The following is a 15,495-nucleotide window of genomic DNA, read 5'->3' as shown; positions in this document are numbered from 1 at the left end:
GACCATGACGGTGAAACTCACCGAGGAACACCACCGCCGGCGGACCTGCACCGCGCAAGAGCCGGTTGAGGGACTGTCAGCGGCTCCGATGCCCGCGCACGACCAAGGAGTAAAAACATGACCCTGAACAATGCCGAATTTGACGATGTACGCCGCGACCTGGACGCCGACGAGCCGTTCGACGGCCGGGACAGCCAGCCTGCCGAAGGGTCTTCGGACGCACCGCAGAGCCTGGACGCCGAGGACCCACTGCGCGGTGCGGACCGGATCCTGGACGCCCATGATGCCGACCCGCTGCAGCTGACCCCGGAAACGCTCCTGCCCGGGCCCGTGGATGAAGCACCCGCGGTCGACCAGGAGGCAGCAGCAGATGTCGGGACCGATGACGAGCGCCATGTCAACCTTCCGGACAACCGTGAGAGCCCGGACCAGATCTAGTCGGGAACGGCATGAAGCTGCTGCGGGCCTTCGGACCTTTCATGCCGAAGTTCCGCGGCGCAGCGTGCGCTGGCCGTGGCCTCCCGGCCCCGGTTCCGCGGCGCCCTAGGCGGAGCGACTCGCCTGCCGCCCGGAGAACCACCGGGTGGCGAAATACAGGATGGTTCCGAACGCCAGCAGCGCCAACGCCCGCAACCAAATCCCGCCCTCCTGCTGAATGAGCAGCACGATGCAGGAAGCTACCGCCAGATACGGAATGACGAGGGGCGCACGGAAATGCTGGTGTTCTACCTTGTCCCGACGCAACACGATCACCGCGATGTTGGTGCTGGTGAACACGACCAGCAGCAACAGGACCACCGTCTTGGCCAACGTCGCCAGATCTCCGGTCACGGTCAGCAGCATGGCGATGAACGTCGTGCCGATGATCGCCACCCACGGGGTGCGGCGGTTGGGCAGCACACGACCCAAAACCGATGGCAACAGCCCCTGTTCCGCCATTCCGAAGGCCAGGCGGCTGGACATGATCATTGTCAGCAGCGCGCCGTTGGCTACGGCCACCAAGGCCACCAGGCTGAACAACCAGTTGGGAATGCCCGCGCCAGTGGCCATCACGACATCCAGCAACGGGCTGGAGGAACCGGACAGCGCCCCGGGGTCCATGGCGATGGCGGTGAGGATGCCCAGCGCGATATAGACCACGCCGGCGGTGAGCAACGCTCCGAACAACGCACGGGGGTAGACCCGGGGCACGTCAATGACTTCCTCAGCCACGTTGGCAGAGACCTCGAAGCCGACGAACGAATAATAGGCCAGCAACGAGCCCGCGAAGATTGCGCCGGCCGGCGTGGTCCCCTCCGGGAACTGGGTGAGCCGCGAAGCATCCCCGTTGTCGCCGCCCAAGAACATGGCTGCCACGGCGATCACCAGGATCAGGCCGGAAAGCTCGATGGCCGTCATGCCCACGTTGGCACGCACGGATTCCTTGATGCCGCGTGCATTCAGCAATGCGACCAAGGCCAAAAACACCAGTGCCACCGGGATTGTGGGCGCTTCGAAGAACACCGAGAGATAGTCTCCGGCGAAGGCGATGCTCAGACCCGCCGCACTGGTCACCCCAGCCGCCAGCATGGAGAACCCGACGAGGAAAGAAATCAACGGCTTCTTGAACGCCCGCTCGGCGAAGATGGCCGCGCCGCCCGCCTTAGGGTACTTCGTGACCAGTTCGGCGTAGGAGGTTGCAGTCAGCAGGGCCAGGACCAGGGCAACAAGCAACGGTGCCCAGATGGCGCCACCGGCTTCTGCGGCGACTTCGCCCACCAGCGCATAGACGCCGGCGCCAAGGATGTCGCCGAGAATGAACAAATACAGCAGGGGTCCGGTAATCCCCTTTTTCAGCTTGCTTTCGGTATTCAAGCTCATGGCTTTGCCTCTGCTTCCTGGGTGAAGAAGGAGACCTTGCCGCTGGACTCCAGGATGGCCAGCCTGATCGAGCTGTAGTTCTCGATTCCCGCCTGGCGGGCGAGCATGCTCAACTCATCGAGGCCGATGCGCTCGCCGTTGAGTGCCCGCCGATCGATGATGCCGTCGCGCACCAGCACGATGGGCCGGCCCAAGGTAATTTTTCCGACCTTGGGCCAACGCATATTGGCATAGGACAGAATGACCGCCAGGACGATCATGGTGAGCACGGCCAACAGGTTTCCGGTCAGCGAACGGTCTTCCATGGTGATGCCCTGCTGCACCAAATCTCCAAGCACCACGAACAGGATCAGCTCGAATGAGCTCAGCTCGCCCAAGGTCGAACGGCCTGCAGCGCGGGTTACCAGCCACAGGATCACAAAGGCGATGGCGGCGCGAACAACGATTTCCATTACGGGATCCTCCACGTAGAGATCGGGACATTCACGGTTGTGGAACCAGCCTGGACTCGCAGATTTCCGCTGGTGCGCAGATCCCAGCGATCCGAGGCCCTGCCGCTGATCCGGACGAGCATCCGACTCGCCTCCTGCTGCGGAGCGACGACGAATTCAACGGCACCGGTCGCATCCGAGCTTTGCGACTCGGGATCGGGGAACACGGCCAGGTCCTCGAAGAACAGCAAGTAGTCCTCGGTGAGATGAATTGCAAAGGTCTCTGGCAGCGGTTCCTCTGAGCTGACAAGGATTTCCAGATCGATCTCATTGCCTGCCCGGGCTACTGCGGGGTAGCCCACCTTCACGTCCACGCCCTTCTGGGATCGTTCAGCGCTGGTGTCCATGTCGAACGCTCCGAGCGCCGCGGCAAGGACGACCCCCGCGGCGGCGAGAATGATGATTCGCCCCAGGAAGCGCCGCGTCTTGTGGGCCTCCGCGTCAATGACATCGGCCAGCGTGGAATCAGAGACTTTGGCGTTGTAGATGTTAGTCATCAAAAACTCCTCGTGCTCATGTGCGTTGAGGCTAGCCGTGAACCCGAACATTGTCTCGGGCCTATGAAGGTTCACAGGCCACTTTCAGTACACAAGCACGTCGCGGTTTCTGGAAGTCTGCGCAGTTTCATTGAACTTCGCCTCGACGGGTGGGAAGGTTGCCGGAGAAAGGAGAACCGCATGTCTGCAAATGATGTGATCGCCCAGGAAGAACTCAACGAGTACCTCAATGGAATGCCGCATTGGCGTAAAATTCCCGGTGCCATTGCCGCTGTATTCGAAACCAAGACCTCGGCCGCCGCGATTGAGCTCTTCAGCGATATCGCGGGTGCCGCCGAAATGGACAACCACCACCCCGACGTGGACTGGCGCTACAACCGCGTGTTCGTCACGACGACCTCCCATGATGCCGGCGGGCAGGTCACCACACGCGACATCGCGCTGGCCAGCAAGATCTCCGAACGGGCCGAGGCCCTTGGCGCCAAGCCGCGGGTCGACTTGATCGGTGCCGTGGAGATTGCCATCGACACCGACAACCCGGAAGCTATCGCGGCGCAGTGGGCTGCGGGACTTGGCTATAAAGCGCTGGAGGACGGCAGCCTTGCCGATCCGCATGGACGCGGTCCGGCCATCTGGTTCCAGAAAACGGAAACGCCGAATCCGAACCGCCTGCATCTGGACATCTGGGTTCCGCATTCGGAAAGCGAACCGGTACTCAAGAAATTGGAAGCGTCGGGGACGCACGTCGATGCGGCGGAAGCGCCGTCCTTCACGGTGATCACCGACGCCCAGGGGAACCGATTCTGCATCTGCACCGAGGCCGACCGATAACCCGGAGCCGACAATGGGATAAGAGGGGATTTCTCCAGTAGAATCGGCTGCGATCCGGTGCCCGTACTTGCAAAGGCATGGGCGCCGGATCGGCCGTGTTCGGAACCCGGCTCCATTATGTCGGTGGCCTCGGGATATGCTTTATTCCAAGTTCAAGAGCTGCGACGGGAAGTACCTGGCTGGTCGCACGGCAACCCTCCTCATCGAGCGGGGTGCCCCAGGGGAAGAACTGACTCGGACAAAAGTTTCGGGTAAGTCGGTGGATTCTTCCGGCGCTGCGCGCGTTGGGAATCCTCCACAAAAGGGGGAGAAGCAATGACCCAGAACAGCAAGTATTCGGTGGATCGTCCCGAAGGCACCGTGTTGGAGCGAATGTGGCGCAGCGTCATCATGAGCTACCCCAATTTTGGCGGCCAGAAGCAATTCCAATCGGCCGGATACCAGGCATATGAGGCTTCTAAATTTGCCGCCGGTTTGCTGGGCAACAATTTCGATCACGTGGATGAGTACATTGCCCGGTGGATCGCCGCCGGTTTCACTCCGGAACTGTACTGGGCGCTCAACGAGTCGCTTGGCGAAGCGGTGAAAAGTGCCCGCCGGCGCTGTGTGGGAACAGCTGGCGAGCATGGGCTGGAGCAGCGGTTGCGGCGGCTGGGCGTTCTTGCGCCCAACCCGCGATGGGGACAAAGCTATATCGAGCTGCAGAAAGCCGATGGCGTGGGCGGCGGCTTCAAGCGCATTGAGCGGCCGTATCCGGAACATATCGTCCAGTTGGTGCCCGAAGAATGGGAAGCATTTCCGCCGCTCATGCTTGTTGCCCGTCCCAGCGTAGCCCTGGCGCAGTTCATCAGCGCAGCCCCGGTGCCGCAAATGAGCTGAGAATGCTGGCGGGGCCAAGCTGTCACGGTGTCCCGTGGCAGCTTGGCCCCGCCGTGCCGGCGACCCCATGGGCCCGGTGCATAGCGTTGGTCCTATGTCTTCTCGGTTTCGCTGGAATCGGCGTCGGTGTCCATCTCGAAGCCGCTGGGTACACCCTCGTGGTCGGCACAGCCCGACACCCAGCCGAAGGAGGAGACGCTACCGTTATCCTCGATGCAATCAACTTCGGGATCGTTGGTCCCGTCCAAGAAATTTCGGGTGAGCGTGGCAGTATCGCTTATGAGTTCTTCAGCGAGGTTTGCCAGCTGGTTGAAAGATGCCATGTAGGCACTTAACTCTGCATCGATAAGCCGATCCTTGAAGTGAAAATCCCCTAGTGGATATGAAAATCGCAGGGTTTTATCCTGACTGTTCGGTGCACTCAACCAGGGCGGGAGCTTGTGTCTAATGCACCGAGTCTCGACGAATCGTCGCAGCGTAGTCATCCAGAATCCGCAGGATCTGGTCGTGTTGCCAGACACGGTTTCTTCGCAAACCCGATTTCTCTTTCAGGACCCCGCGATTGCCCAAGGTAGCGATGGCACGATGCGCGACAGCGTCTGTAATGTCCAGGGCGGCCTTCAAATAGCCGGCGTTGATGACTGGCTGAGCTATGAGCAGCGGTAGCACCTTGAACGCAGTCGAATTCGACCGGAGACCATCCAGCAGTTTGCGTGAATCTTCCAGCGCGTCCGCCAAAGCCTGCAACAGCACTTGCCCCGTCGTCGCTGCGTAGATCGAAGCATCGATGAAGATCTTGATGATTGGATACGCGTTGCCCCGTCGATAGGCGGTCAACGCATCGAAATAGCCAGCGGTGTCCCTCAGGATGCCTGCTGAAATTGGCGCAGTCGAATGGGTGGTCACCTTGCGGTGGCGAAGCATGGCGTGGGCCAAGGCGCGTCCGGTTCTGCCGTTCCCGTCGACAAACGGATGGATGCTCTCAAAATGGGCGTGCGCGACGGCAACCTGGACGAGGGAGGGTAGATCTTGACGGTGAATGAACGTTTCAAGATCAGCCAACGCCCCTGAAATCAGTTCATGCTGGGGCGCAATGTAACTGGCGCCGCGGGGCCCGGCAGAATCCTTGCCTCCAATCCATACAAGTTCTTGTCGGAACCTTCCCGCTTCGTCCGCAAGATCGTCTTGATGCCGCAACAATTCGTGATGCATGGACAAAATGCTGCTGACGTTGAGTTCTTCAGAGAGCAGTAACGCGGCTTCCATAGCCCGCACATTGCCGATAACTGTGCGGGCATTGGATTTCTCACTTTCGTCGATCTCCCAGAGCGCTAGCTGCCGGGCGGAGGTGGAAAGCTGTTCGATTTGGCTGCTTGAAGCACTTTCTGTACGCAGGAGAATGCTCGACATAGGGCCGAGTGCCGGGTTCTCTTGCCCTAGCAAAAGGAACGCATAGGCATCAAATAGGCGCAAGGCATCGTTTGCTTCTTCGAGTTCGGACATTAGCGATGCTGAAAAATCGGGTGACCAGTTGGAGATCGACGGAATAATCGCTGATTGGTATTCGCCGGTCTGCCTGGAAACTTGTGCATTGGAGAAAATCTGGGGGTGTTGCGGGCGCCAGCGGTGCGTTTCCGAGGCATGGGCAGGAATCTCCACGAAGCTGTTGATCTGCTCGAACTCCATGGCTTTTGCACTTCCTCAAGTGATAGTTACCAACCCATCTTACTATCACTTGAGCGCTAAGTGATAGTAAGGAAGATTCTTACTATCACTTAGCGCCATACGTTGGTGAATGCTGGCTACTTCTTCAGCGAGACCTGGTCGATGGTCCAGAACGCCGAATTGGTGCCGGTGTAGCGGAAGGAGACCTGGGCTTTCTTGGCCTTCATCGGAACATCGATCTGGATGCTCTCCACCCCGTTGTAGTTTTCGTCGTAGGACTTCACCAAGACCGGCTCACCGCCGTCGAAACTGACGAAGACCTCGCCGGACTGCGGGCCGTCAATCTTGTAGTTCGAGGCGAAGCCCAGGGTGGCGCGCTGCCCGCCCTTGACCTTGTACTCCGGGCTGATCAGAGTGGAGTCGAACTGGCCTGGGTCATGGGCCTTGTCGTCCCATTCGTCCGAATCGGCGACGGCGAAGACGTTGCGGTTGTGGACGCTGGTTTCGCGGCCCTGGTTCAAATCCGTGTTGGTCCAGAACTCATCGGTGGTGAAGGACCAGCCGCGCCATTCGCGCACTCCGCCCTTCGGCATGGCCGAATTGTCGATGGTCCAGCCGCTGGGGGCGGTGGTGGTCCAGCCCTTGGTCTTCGCGCTGAGCTTGGCCTCGTCCCTGGCCTTCTTCAGGTGCGGACGCAGGGTGTCGAAATCATCGGCCTTCAGGGAATTGATGTTCTGTCCGTCCAGGTTCCACTCGTCCTCGATGCGCACGCCCTGGTGCTTCAGCACGGTGGGAGCGATGTCGGAGATCTTGACGTCGTGGCGTTCGGTGCCGGCCTTGAACTGCTTGCCGTTGGCAATCACGAAGGTGGCGCGTTCGCGGATGCTGCTGCCTCCGTGGCCGCCGCCCGGGGTGTGGCCGTGGTCGGAAGTGACCATGACGACCCAGTCTTCCTTGGTGTAGGTTTTGCGCTGCTCGATGGCCTGCAGCATTTGGCCGATCTGCTGGTCGGCGGTCCTGTGGCCGCGGGTGTAGGCGATGGAGTCGCTGCCGTTGCTGTGCCCGGCGCCGTCGATCTCGTCCAGGTGCACGAAGGTGCTGTCAGGGTTGCCGTTCAACAGGTAGTCCACGACCTTGGCGGTGGTGCCGGCGTCGTTGCCGCCGCGCAGTTTCAGGTCGGCTCCCTGGGCGAACACCATGTCGGGGATCGGGGACCAGGTGCCGACCACCAGGGTGGAGCTCTGCGCGCGAGCGGTCTCCAAACGCGTCAGGTAGTCCGGGTACTGGTCGTAGTTCGGATTGGAGAAGGAATTGTCCGGCACCCCGTGCTTGTCCGGCCATACGCCGGTCGCGATGGTGGACCAGCCGGCACCGGAGACGGTCGGAGCCATCGGGTTGGCGTACAGGTTCGATTCGGACACCAGGCCGCCGCTGATCAGCTTCGCCATGTTCGGGGTGTTCTTCTTGTTGATCTGCGCCAGTGCGGCGCCGTCCAGGCCGATGACCAGGGTCTTCTTCTTGTTGATGCCCGACGGCAGGCCTTCGTACACGGGGGTCGACTTCTTTGCCGTCACGGGCGCAGGTTCGGGAGCGGGGGCCGGTGATGCGGTGGCCGCGGTTGGTGCGACAACGGCCAAAGCGAGAACGGAGGCTGCAATTGAAGCGCGGACGCGCGAGGATGACTTCACTGTATGGTCTCCAGATTTTGTGAAAATGGGGGATGCGGCCGTCGGAATCCCGGCGAGCCGAAACCATAGTGAAGCCACTTCAGGCCCGGTGACAATGTGAAAAGGGGCTTGTTCGAACAAGTTCCATTGAAGTTAAGTTCTTGTCCATTCAAGCGCTGGTGAATCTACCTCTCGTTTCCCGAAAGGCCTTGTGAACCGGCGGCGGCCTTGTGTGAACAGGCGGGCTACCAGCAGCCTTGGAGCAGCGCACGGAGGTAGGGGGTGGAGATCGCCAGCCATGCGGCGCCGAGCAACGCGAAGCTGAGCGTCAGTGCAAGCGCAGGCCTGAAATTCACCTTCCCGCCGTGCGCGCCGACTAGCTGCTGGATGCGTCCGGATCCTGCGGCGTTGAGCACTGCCACGCCTTGCCGTTCAGCGGACATGGAGGGAGCGGAACCGCCACCCATCTTCAACAGTGCCGAAGCCAAGGCGACGGTGCCGACCTCACGCTGTGCGGCGTTGTCAGCAGCGATCTCCTGCAGTTCCGCAATGCTTTGAAGCGTGGCTGAAACCAGCGGGATGCGACGTACCAGCGGCGGCAATGCCTCGAGGATCTGGCTGGTGAGATGGTGCCGCTGGGACAGATGCGCTTTTTCATGGGCAAGCACCCCGGCTAGTTCGTTGTCGTCGAGCCGCTGCAAAGTCTGCGTGGAGAGGACAATTCCACCCTTGCGTGCAGGAAAGGTGAAGGCCAGCGGTCGGGAATCCGAGACGACGAGTACCTTGGCTCCGGCAATGGTTCGGGACTCTCCCTGGGCGTGAAGATCCCGGGACAGCTGTTCGGTGCTGCGCTCGGTGCGGACCAAGCGCACTAGACCGATGGCGAGCAATCCGGCCAAGGCCAGTAGCGAGAATGAAATGGTCAGCAACGCCGGAGGGGCCCAGGGCAGCTGGGCGGATGCGAACGGGTTGGTCGCCTGCAGGCAGCTGACGCAGATCTGTGAAGCGCGGTCCGGGAGGATCTGCGGGCCGGTGCCTGCCCAGACCAGCAGCGGGGCCAGCGACAGGGCGGCGGCAATCCAGAGGAATATGCCGGTTCCCAGCAGCCCGACAGCCATCCGGGGTCGGCGCCTGAACGACGGTCCAGCGGCATGAATGAGCTTCGGTCCCCATGCGCCCAGCGCAATCAGGCCGGCGGCCAAGACCAGCGCGATGGCCAGCGCCGTCATGCGTCGGTCCCGGGCTGGGGCGAGTCGAGGAATCCCCGGAGCAGCTCGATTTCCTCGGCGGACATCGACTGAACGAAAAAGCGCATGGAGGCTGCACGGTCCCCGCTGGTCTCCAGCGCATGGGACATCACGCTCGCCGCATGCTCTTCACGGCCGACAACGGCCCGGAAGCTGACGGATTTGCCCTGGCCGCGCAGCGGTACGACCAGTTCCTTGCGTTCAAGGTTTCCCAGCACGGTGGCGATGGTGGTGTACGCCAAGTCGCGTTCAAGGTGATTGATGATCTGCCGAATGGTGCACGAGCCGGCCTGCCACAGCACGTCGAGAACTTGGGATTCAAGTGGTCCCAGCCGCTGGGGCTCGCTAGTCATTGCGCTCCGATCCAAGAGAATTTCACGTTGTCCTGTGGGTCGACGATAGCACCCATTGATCGGTGCGACCGGACGCCGTTTATTTACTATGACACATAGTCGACTATGCTTCATAGTAAATTATGGCAGGCGCGGGATCCGCGGGGCCTGGACATCAAGGAGAGCTCATGAAAAATCAGACTGAGGCTAAGCCGAAACGCCGGTGGGTCGGCCTGGTCCTGGCCTTGGTGGCCATCGCCGCACTGGTCTTCGTGGCCCTGAATCTGGGAAATATCAAGCCCGATGGACAAGCCGCACCGAATGACCAGCCGGCCATCCAACAGCCGGGGGAGCAGACCGGCGCAACGGAGGAAATGCCGGATCTGGCCCAGTTCGAGCTGCGCGCATCTGACGATTTGCTGGCTGCCGGGCCGGTCGACGCTCCAGTGGGGATCGTGGTCTTCTCCGATTACCAGTGCAAGTTCTGCGCAAAGTGGTCGACTGAAACCCTCCCGCAGGTCCTGGATTACGCCAAGGACGGCAAGGTTCGCGTCGAATGGCGCGACGTCAACATCTTCGGCGAGGATTCAGAGCGGGCATCGCTGGCTTCCTATGCGGCTGCCAAACAGGGCAAGTTCTGGGAATACCACGACGAACTGTTTGCCGGAAGCGCCATTCGCAAGGGCGCGGAGCTGAGCGAAAAGTCGCTGACCGAGCTCGCGGTCGAGCTCGGACTGGACGCCGAACAATTCACCAAGGACCTCAAGTCGGAGGAAGCTGCAACCGTGATCGAGAGCAATGCGCAGCTCGGGCTGCAACTGGGCGTCTACTCGACCCCTGCATTCCTGATTGACGGCGAGCCGGTCATGGGCGCCCAGCCCAAGGACGTGTTCATCGACAAGATCGAGTCCGCGCTGGCCGCTCAGGACGCCAACTAATGGATATCGGCCTGCTCTCGGCGTTCCTCGGGGGAATGCTGGCGCTGCTCAGCCCATGCAGCGCGCTGCTGCTGCCGGCGTTCTTCGCCTCCACTGTTGGCAGCGGGCCGCGCCTTTATATCCACGGGCTGGTTTTCTATCTCGGTCTCGCATTGGTGCTGGTTCCCGCAGGCTTGGGCATGGGAGCGGTGGGTTTGTTCCTCGCAACCCAACGAGATCTGATTGTCCTCATTGCTGCACTGATGCTCATCATCATGGGTATCCTGTACTTTTTCGGTGTCGGGTTCGACCTGGCCCGCTGGATTCCTGGAATGTCCAAGCTCCAGCACCGTGCCAGCGGGGGAAAGGGCTTGCTGAAGACACTGGCCTTGGGCGCCGTGGGCGGCGTCTCCGGCTTCTGCGCGGGTCCGATCCTCGGGGCAATGCTCACCCTCGCCGCGGTCCAGGGCGATGCGGTTTCCGGTGGAGTGCTTCTGGCCGTCTACGGCGCGGGCATGGTGGTGCCGATGTTCATCCTGGCGCGGATCTGGAACCGCCTTGGCGCGAGCGGCCGCAGCAAACTGCGCGGGCGCACCGTGAAGCTCTTCGGGCGTGAACTGCACGTGATCTCGATGGCCACTGGCATCCTGCTGATTGTGGTCGGGGTGGTCTTCTGGCTGACCAATGGCCTGATTTCCGCTCCCCAGCTGGTGCCGCTCGAGGTGCAGGACTGGTTGCAGCAAAACAGCGCCGCACTGTCGAGCCCGCTGGTGGATGTCGCGGCATTGGCGGTCCTGGCCGCCGTCGTGTTCTGGCTGTGGTTTCGACGTGGCAGGAACCCTGATGGGGAGACTGTCGAGCAGGCGGATTCCGCGCTCGACGAAGCCGAACGGGAAGGCCGCCAGGGGTAATTCCCATTGCCTAACTCACAGTAAAATCAGGTGTGATTTTCCCCGGAATTCCGGGGGTTTTAACTAATTGGTGAAAATCAATCGCAGGGATGACTTCACATGTCGATAGGTGGGGTTAGACTAGCAATCGCTCTTATTTCGTCGTGCCCTTAACCCGGAGGGACAAGGCGGCTGGGAGTCCGATGCTAGCGAGGACAAACCCGATGCTTCTAAAGCTCATTCTGAAACATTCGAAACCCTATGCGGGATGGATTACCGCGGTCGTAATCCTGCAGCTGGCCACCACGATGGCCACGCTGTATCTGCCAAGCCTGAACGCCAAGATCATCGATGTCGGCGTGGTCAACGCGGACATCGACTACATCTGGCGCACCGGCGGCCTGATGCTGATCGTGGCCCTGGTCCAGGTTGCCACCGCGGTCGCCGCCGTGTACTTCGGCGCCAAGACGTCAATGAGTATCGGACGCGATATTCGCCAGGCAGTGTTCGAGAAGGTGTCCACCTTCTCCGCCCAGGACGTCAACAAGTTCGGCGCCGCAACCTTGATCACCCGCGGCACTAACGATGTCCAGCAGATCCAGATGCTGACCTTGATGGCATTGAATTTCATGATCAATGCGCCGATCATGTCGGTGGGCGGCGTGATCATGGCCATTCGCGAGGATCCGGGGTTGTCCTGGCTCGTCTGGGTCTCGGTGCCGATCGTGCTGATCGTCGTCGGGCTGCTCGTCATCAAGCTCATGCCTCTGTTCCGCGAGATGCAGGTGCGCATCGACGGGATCAACGGCGTGCTGCGCGAGCAGATCACCGGCATCCGCGTGGTGCGCGCCTTCGTCCGCGAGAAGCACGAAACCGAACGCTACGCGGACGCCAACCAGAAGCTGACTGACCTCGGCGTCAAGGTCGGCAACCTCTTCGTGCTGATGTTCCCTGCGATCACCATGATCCTGCACCTGTCCACCGCCGCGGTGCTGTGGTTCGGCGGACACCGCGTCAACAACGGCGACGTGGAAATCGGCGCACTGACCGCATTCCTGCAGTACCTGCTGCAGATCCTGATGGCCGTCATGATGGGCACCTTCATGGCCATGATGGTGCCGCGCGCCATGGTCTCCGCGGACCGCATCAGCGAAGTCTTGGACACCGATCCGAGCATGCGCGACGCCCGGGAGCACGACACCCCGCTCCCCGAGCCTGGCACCGTCGAATTCCGGAACGTGACCTTCGGCTATCCGGGCGCGGAAGCGCCGGTGCTGTCGAACATCTCCTTCACCGCGAAGCCGGGGCAGACCACCGCGATCATCGGGTCCACCGGCTCTGGCAAAACCACCCTGCTGAATTTGATCCCGCGGCTGTACGACACCACCGAGGGGGAGATCCTGGTGGGCGGCATGCCGCTGAAGCAGCTGGGCCGCGAGACCATTTCCAGGAACATTTCCGCGGTGCCGCAGCGTCCGTACCTGTTCTCCGGAACCATCGCCAGCAACCTGCGCTTCGGGGCCCAGGACGCCAGCGAGGAGGAATTGTGGGAGGCGCTGCGTGTCGCCCAAGCCGAGGACTTCGTGCTTGACCGCGACGGCCAACTGGAATCCGGCGTGTCCCAGGGCGGCACGAACGTGTCCGGCGGCCAGCGCCAGCGGCTGTGCATCGCCCGCGCCTTGGCGGCCAAGCCGAAGACCTATCTCTTCGACGACTCGTTCTCCGCGCTGGACGTCAACACCGATGCCAAGCTGCGCGCGGCACTGGTTGAACCTACCCGGGACGCGGCGGTCATCATCGTTGCCCAGCGCGTCTCCACCATTACCAATGCCGACCAGATCCTGGTGCTCGACCACGGCGAGATCGTGGCCAGGGGAACCCACGAGGAGCTGCTCGAATCCTCGGAAACCTACCAGGAAATCGTGACGTCCCAGCTCAGCGTGGAGGAGGTGGCCTAAATGGCGAAAAAGCACTCGAAGAACAACGCGCCGTCACCGAACACCGGCGTGGAAGCCGAACTGGATGCCGAGCTGGCGGCCGTGGATGAATTCGACGCGGCGGCCGGTGCAGATGACTGGAGCGGCGGCGCCCCGGTCCGCAAGGCGCAGCATTTCTGGCCTTCGGCCAAACGCCTGATCGGGCTGATGTCTCCGTACAAGCTCGGCATGGTGATCGTGTTCGCGCTGATCACCGTGTATGTCGTGCTGTCAGTGATTGCGCCGAGAATCCTCGGCAAGGCCATGGACGTGATCTTCGCCGGCATGATCGGCAAGAATATTCCAGCGGGCACGCCAACCGACGTGATCATCCAGCAGCTGCGAGATTCCGGCCAGGGAACGCAGGCGGACATGTTGTCGAAGGTGGACTTCGTGCCCGGCCAGGGTATCGACTTCACGCAGCTGTCGCAGTACATCCTGATCGTGCTGTCCATGTACTTCATCGCCTCGGTCTTCTCCTGGGCTTCGGGCTGGCTGCTGAACCGCCTGGTGATGCGCGTGGTCTACAAGCTGCGCAAGGATGTCGAGGACAAGCTCAACCGCCTGCCGTTGAACTACTTCGATACCCGCCAGCGCGGCGACCTGCTCTCCCGCGTCACCAACGACGTGGACAACATCCAGAACGCCTTGCAGCAGGCGCTGAGCCAACTGGTGCAGTCGGTCATGACGGTGATTGGCATCGTGGTCATGATGTTCGTGGTCTCCTGGCAGATGGCGCTGATCGCACTGGTGGCGCTGCCGTTGTCCGCGGCGGCCGCCGGCATCATCGGCACCCGGGCGCAGAAGCTGTTCACCGCGCAGTGGAAGAACACCGGTGCGCTGAACGGCCAGATCGAGGAGTCCTTCTCCGGCCACGAGCTGATGAAGGTCTTCGGCCGCGAAGACGACATGGTGGAGCGCTTCACCGCGCGCAACGAGGAACTGTACAAGGCAAGCTTCGGCGCCCAGTTCGTCTCCGGCATGATCATGCCGGTCATGAACTTCGTGTCCTACCTGGCCTACGTCGGCATTGCCGTGGTGGGCGGCTTGCGGGTGGCATCGGGCACCATGAGCCTGGGTGACGCCACCGCGTTCATCCAGTACTCGCGCGAGTTCACCCAGCCGCTGGGCCAGATCGCCGGGGTGGCGAACATGCTGCAGTCCGGCGTCGCCTCGGCCGAGCGCACCTTCGAGCTGCTCGATGCAGAGGAGCAGGATCCCGACGAAGCCGCAACTGCCCTGCCCGAGCGCACCGACGGCCATGTGGCGTTCGAGAACGTGACCTTCTCCTACACCCCGGAGAAGCCGCTGATCGAGAACCTGTCCTTCGAGGCCGACCCGGGGCATACGGTGGCCATCGTGGGGCCGACCGGCGCGGGCAAGACCACGCTGGTGAACCTGGTGATGCGCTTCTACGAGCTGAACTCCGGGCGCATCCTGCTGGACGACATCGACGTGACCGACCTTTCCCGGGCGGACCTGCGCTCAAAGGTCGGCATGGTGCTCCAGGACGCGTGGCTGTTCGGCGGGTCCATCATGGAGAACATCCGCTACGGCCGGCTGGACGCCACGGACGAGGAAGTCGTCGAAGCCGCCAAGGCGACCTTCGTCGACCGCTTTGTGAGGGCGCTGCCCGAGGGGTATGACACCGTCATCGACGAGGAAGGCACCAATGTCTCGGCCGGCGAGAAGCAGCTGATCACGATCGCCCGTGCGTTCGTGGCCAACCCTTCGCTGCTGATCCTAGACGAGGCGACCTCGTCGGTGGATACGCGTACCGAGCTGCTGGTGCAGCAGGCCATGGCCGCGCTGCGCAGCGACCGCACCAGCTTCGTGATCGCGCACCGACTGTCCACGATTCGCGATGCCGACACCATCCTGGTGATGGAAGCCGGCCGCATCGTGGAGCAGGGCAACCACGAGCAGCTGCTGGCCGCCAAGGGCGCGTACTACAACCTGTACCAGTCGCAGTTCTCCGGTCCGGCCGAGGACGTCGACGCCACTGAGGATACCTCGATGATTCCCGCCACCGGCGGGGTCCCGGTGGTCGGCGCACCTGCGCCGGAGACAGGACGGGCGCTCGACTCGTAGAGTTCCGGGTGTGAACCACGGCCGCGGCTGCGGAGGATTTTCCTTCCGCGACCGCGGCCGTTGTTTTGTTTGAACCTGTGGTTGGAACGCAGCAGATTGCAAGGAGGCCAGATGGGCGGAAAAACAGGTATTGATACTCGAAATATACGTAG

The 15,495-nt window shown here is 61.8% G+C and carries 15 protein-coding genes and 1 riboswitch; of the genes, 7 read left to right on the top strand and 8 right to left on the bottom strand.

What is annotated here, in order from left to right:
• The first annotated feature begins 117 nt into the window (after positions 1-117).
• Positions 118-438 carry a hypothetical protein gene (locus tag JQN66_RS15550; protein WP_204675831.1) on the top strand — a complete coding sequence of 107 codons (321 nt, stop codon included), beginning with the start codon at positions 118-120 and terminating at the stop codon, positions 436-438.
• A gap of 105 nt (positions 439-543) precedes the next feature.
• Here the strand turns inward: JQN66_RS15550 and JQN66_RS15545 are convergent, their stop codons facing one another.
• From JQN66_RS15545 to JQN66_RS15535, 3 genes are read right to left on the bottom strand one after another with little or no spacing between them, the layout of a single operon-like run.
• Positions 544-1,860, bottom strand: a complete 1,317-nt coding sequence (locus JQN66_RS15545) for an APC family permease (protein ID WP_204675830.1) — start codon at positions 1,858-1,860, stop codon at positions 544-546.
• Complete coding sequence (locus JQN66_RS15540; RefSeq protein ID WP_204675829.1) at positions 1,857-2,312, bottom strand: DUF421 domain-containing protein; 456 nt, start codon at positions 2,310-2,312, stop codon at positions 1,857-1,859. The genes JQN66_RS15545 and JQN66_RS15540 overlap by 4 nt, the downstream gene beginning before the upstream one ends.
• The gene (locus tag JQN66_RS15535) at positions 2,312-2,848 is read right to left on the bottom strand and encodes a hypothetical protein (RefSeq protein WP_204675828.1); all 537 of its coding nucleotides are present in this window, start codon (positions 2,846-2,848) and stop codon (positions 2,312-2,314) included. The genes JQN66_RS15540 and JQN66_RS15535 overlap by 1 nt, the downstream gene beginning before the upstream one ends.
• A 180-nt stretch (positions 2,849-3,028) precedes the next feature.
• Here JQN66_RS15535 and JQN66_RS15530 point away from each other — a divergent pair, with 180 nt between their 5' ends.
• Entirely contained in the window at positions 3,029-3,679 is a 651-nt protein-coding gene (locus tag JQN66_RS15530) for a 4a-hydroxytetrahydrobiopterin dehydratase (RefSeq protein WP_204675827.1), read from the top strand.
• Positions 3,680-3,829: 150 nt separating this feature from the next.
• Positions 3,830-3,943, top strand: a riboswitch (SAM riboswitch).
• A 51-nt stretch (positions 3,944-3,994) separates the two neighbouring features.
• Positions 3,995-4,558 (top strand): hypothetical protein, encoded by a 564-nt coding sequence (locus JQN66_RS15525; protein ID WP_204675826.1) that lies wholly within the window; start codon positions 3,995-3,997, stop codon positions 4,556-4,558.
• Positions 4,559-4,650: 92 nt separating this feature from the next.
• Here the strand turns inward: JQN66_RS15525 and JQN66_RS15520 are convergent, their stop codons facing one another.
• The 5 genes from JQN66_RS15520 to JQN66_RS15500 all read right to left on the bottom strand — a co-directional run bounded on the left by JQN66_RS15520 (position 4,651) and on the right by JQN66_RS15500 (position 9,490).
• Positions 4,651-4,881, bottom strand: coding sequence for a hypothetical protein (locus JQN66_RS15520; protein ID WP_204675825.1), 231 nt, complete (start codon positions 4,879-4,881; stop codon positions 4,651-4,653).
• Positions 4,882-5,002: 121 nt separating this feature from the next.
• Positions 5,003-6,244 carry a Fic family protein gene (locus JQN66_RS15515; RefSeq protein WP_204675824.1) on the bottom strand — a complete coding sequence of 414 codons (1,242 nt, stop codon included), beginning with the start codon at positions 6,242-6,244 and terminating at the stop codon, positions 5,003-5,005.
• 116 nt (positions 6,245-6,360) lie between these two features.
• A complete protein-coding gene (locus JQN66_RS15510; RefSeq protein WP_239464046.1) occupies positions 6,361-7,773 on the bottom strand; it encodes an alkaline phosphatase family protein in 1,413 nt (470 codons plus the stop codon).
• A gap of 362 nt (positions 7,774-8,135) precedes the next feature.
• Entirely contained in the window at positions 8,136-9,119 is a 984-nt protein-coding gene (locus JQN66_RS15505) for a M56 family metallopeptidase (RefSeq protein WP_204675822.1), read from the bottom strand.
• Positions 9,116-9,490 (bottom strand): BlaI/MecI/CopY family transcriptional regulator, encoded by a 375-nt coding sequence (locus JQN66_RS15500; RefSeq protein WP_188947034.1) that lies wholly within the window; start codon positions 9,488-9,490, stop codon positions 9,116-9,118. Before JQN66_RS15500 ends, JQN66_RS15505 begins: the two co-directional genes overlap by 4 nt.
• A 167-nt stretch (positions 9,491-9,657) precedes the next feature.
• Here JQN66_RS15500 and JQN66_RS15495 point away from each other — a divergent pair, with 167 nt between their 5' ends.
• From JQN66_RS15495 to JQN66_RS15480, 4 genes are all read left to right on the top strand, one after another.
• On the top strand, positions 9,658-10,407 hold the full coding sequence (locus JQN66_RS15495) for a DsbA family protein (protein WP_204675821.1): 750 nt from the start codon (positions 9,658-9,660) through the stop codon (positions 10,405-10,407).
• On the top strand, positions 10,407-11,297 hold the full coding sequence (locus JQN66_RS15490; protein WP_204675820.1) for a cytochrome c biogenesis CcdA family protein: 891 nt from the start codon (positions 10,407-10,409) through the stop codon (positions 11,295-11,297). Before JQN66_RS15495 ends, JQN66_RS15490 begins: the two co-directional genes overlap by 1 nt.
• A gap of 203 nt (positions 11,298-11,500) precedes the next feature.
• Positions 11,501-13,234: an ABC transporter ATP-binding protein gene (locus tag JQN66_RS15485; RefSeq protein ID WP_204675819.1), complete on the top strand. Its 1,734-nt coding sequence runs from the start codon at positions 11,501-11,503 to the stop codon at positions 13,232-13,234.
• On the top strand, positions 13,235-15,343 hold the full coding sequence (locus JQN66_RS15480; RefSeq protein WP_204675818.1) for an ABC transporter ATP-binding protein: 2,109 nt from the start codon (positions 13,235-13,237) through the stop codon (positions 15,341-15,343). It abuts the gene before it with no gap.
• The last annotated feature ends 152 nt before the right edge of the window (positions 15,344-15,495 follow it).

This window comes from Glutamicibacter protophormiae, from assembly GCF_016894325.1.
GTDB lineage: Bacteria > Actinomycetota > Actinomycetes > Actinomycetales > Micrococcaceae > Glutamicibacter > Glutamicibacter protophormiae.
This window is presented reverse-complemented; position numbering and strand designations above follow the sequence as displayed.

Excerpts from the sequence above, each read along its gene's own strand:
- JQN66_RS15525 (WP_204675826.1), top strand. The coding sequence starts at position 3,995 with ATGACCCAGAACAGCAAGTATTCGGTGGATCGTCCCGAAGGCACCGTG.
- JQN66_RS15485 (WP_204675819.1), top strand. The coding sequence starts at position 11,501 with ATGCTTCTAAAGCTCATTCTGAAACATTCGAAACCCTATGCGGGATGG.
- JQN66_RS15545 (WP_204675830.1), bottom strand. The coding sequence starts at position 1,860 with ATGAGCTTGAATACCGAAAGCAAGCTGAAAAAGGGGATTACCGGACCC.
- JQN66_RS15480 (WP_204675818.1), top strand. The coding sequence starts at position 13,235 with ATGGCGAAAAAGCACTCGAAGAACAACGCGCCGTCACCGAACACCGGC.
- JQN66_RS15500 (WP_188947034.1), bottom strand. The coding sequence starts at position 9,490 with ATGACTAGCGAGCCCCAGCGGCTGGGACCACTTGAATCCCAAGTTCTC.
- JQN66_RS15540 (WP_204675829.1), bottom strand. The coding sequence starts at position 2,312 with ATGGAAATCGTTGTTCGCGCCGCCATCGCCTTTGTGATCCTGTGGCTG.
- JQN66_RS15535 (WP_204675828.1), bottom strand. The coding sequence starts at position 2,848 with ATGACTAACATCTACAACGCCAAAGTCTCTGATTCCACGCTGGCCGAT.
- JQN66_RS15495 (WP_204675821.1), top strand. The coding sequence starts at position 9,658 with ATGAAAAATCAGACTGAGGCTAAGCCGAAACGCCGGTGGGTCGGCCTG.
- JQN66_RS15520 (WP_204675825.1), bottom strand. The coding sequence starts at position 4,881 with ATGGCATCTTTCAACCAGCTGGCAAACCTCGCTGAAGAACTCATAAGC.
- JQN66_RS15490 (WP_204675820.1), top strand. The coding sequence starts at position 10,407 with ATGGATATCGGCCTGCTCTCGGCGTTCCTCGGGGGAATGCTGGCGCTG.
- JQN66_RS15515 (WP_204675824.1), bottom strand. The coding sequence starts at position 6,244 with ATGGAGTTCGAGCAGATCAACAGCTTCGTGGAGATTCCTGCCCATGCC.
- JQN66_RS15530 (WP_204675827.1), top strand. The coding sequence starts at position 3,029 with ATGTCTGCAAATGATGTGATCGCCCAGGAAGAACTCAACGAGTACCTC.
- JQN66_RS15550 (WP_204675831.1), top strand. The coding sequence starts at position 118 with ATGACCCTGAACAATGCCGAATTTGACGATGTACGCCGCGACCTGGAC.
- JQN66_RS15505 (WP_204675822.1), bottom strand. The coding sequence starts at position 9,119 with ATGACGGCGCTGGCCATCGCGCTGGTCTTGGCCGCCGGCCTGATTGCG.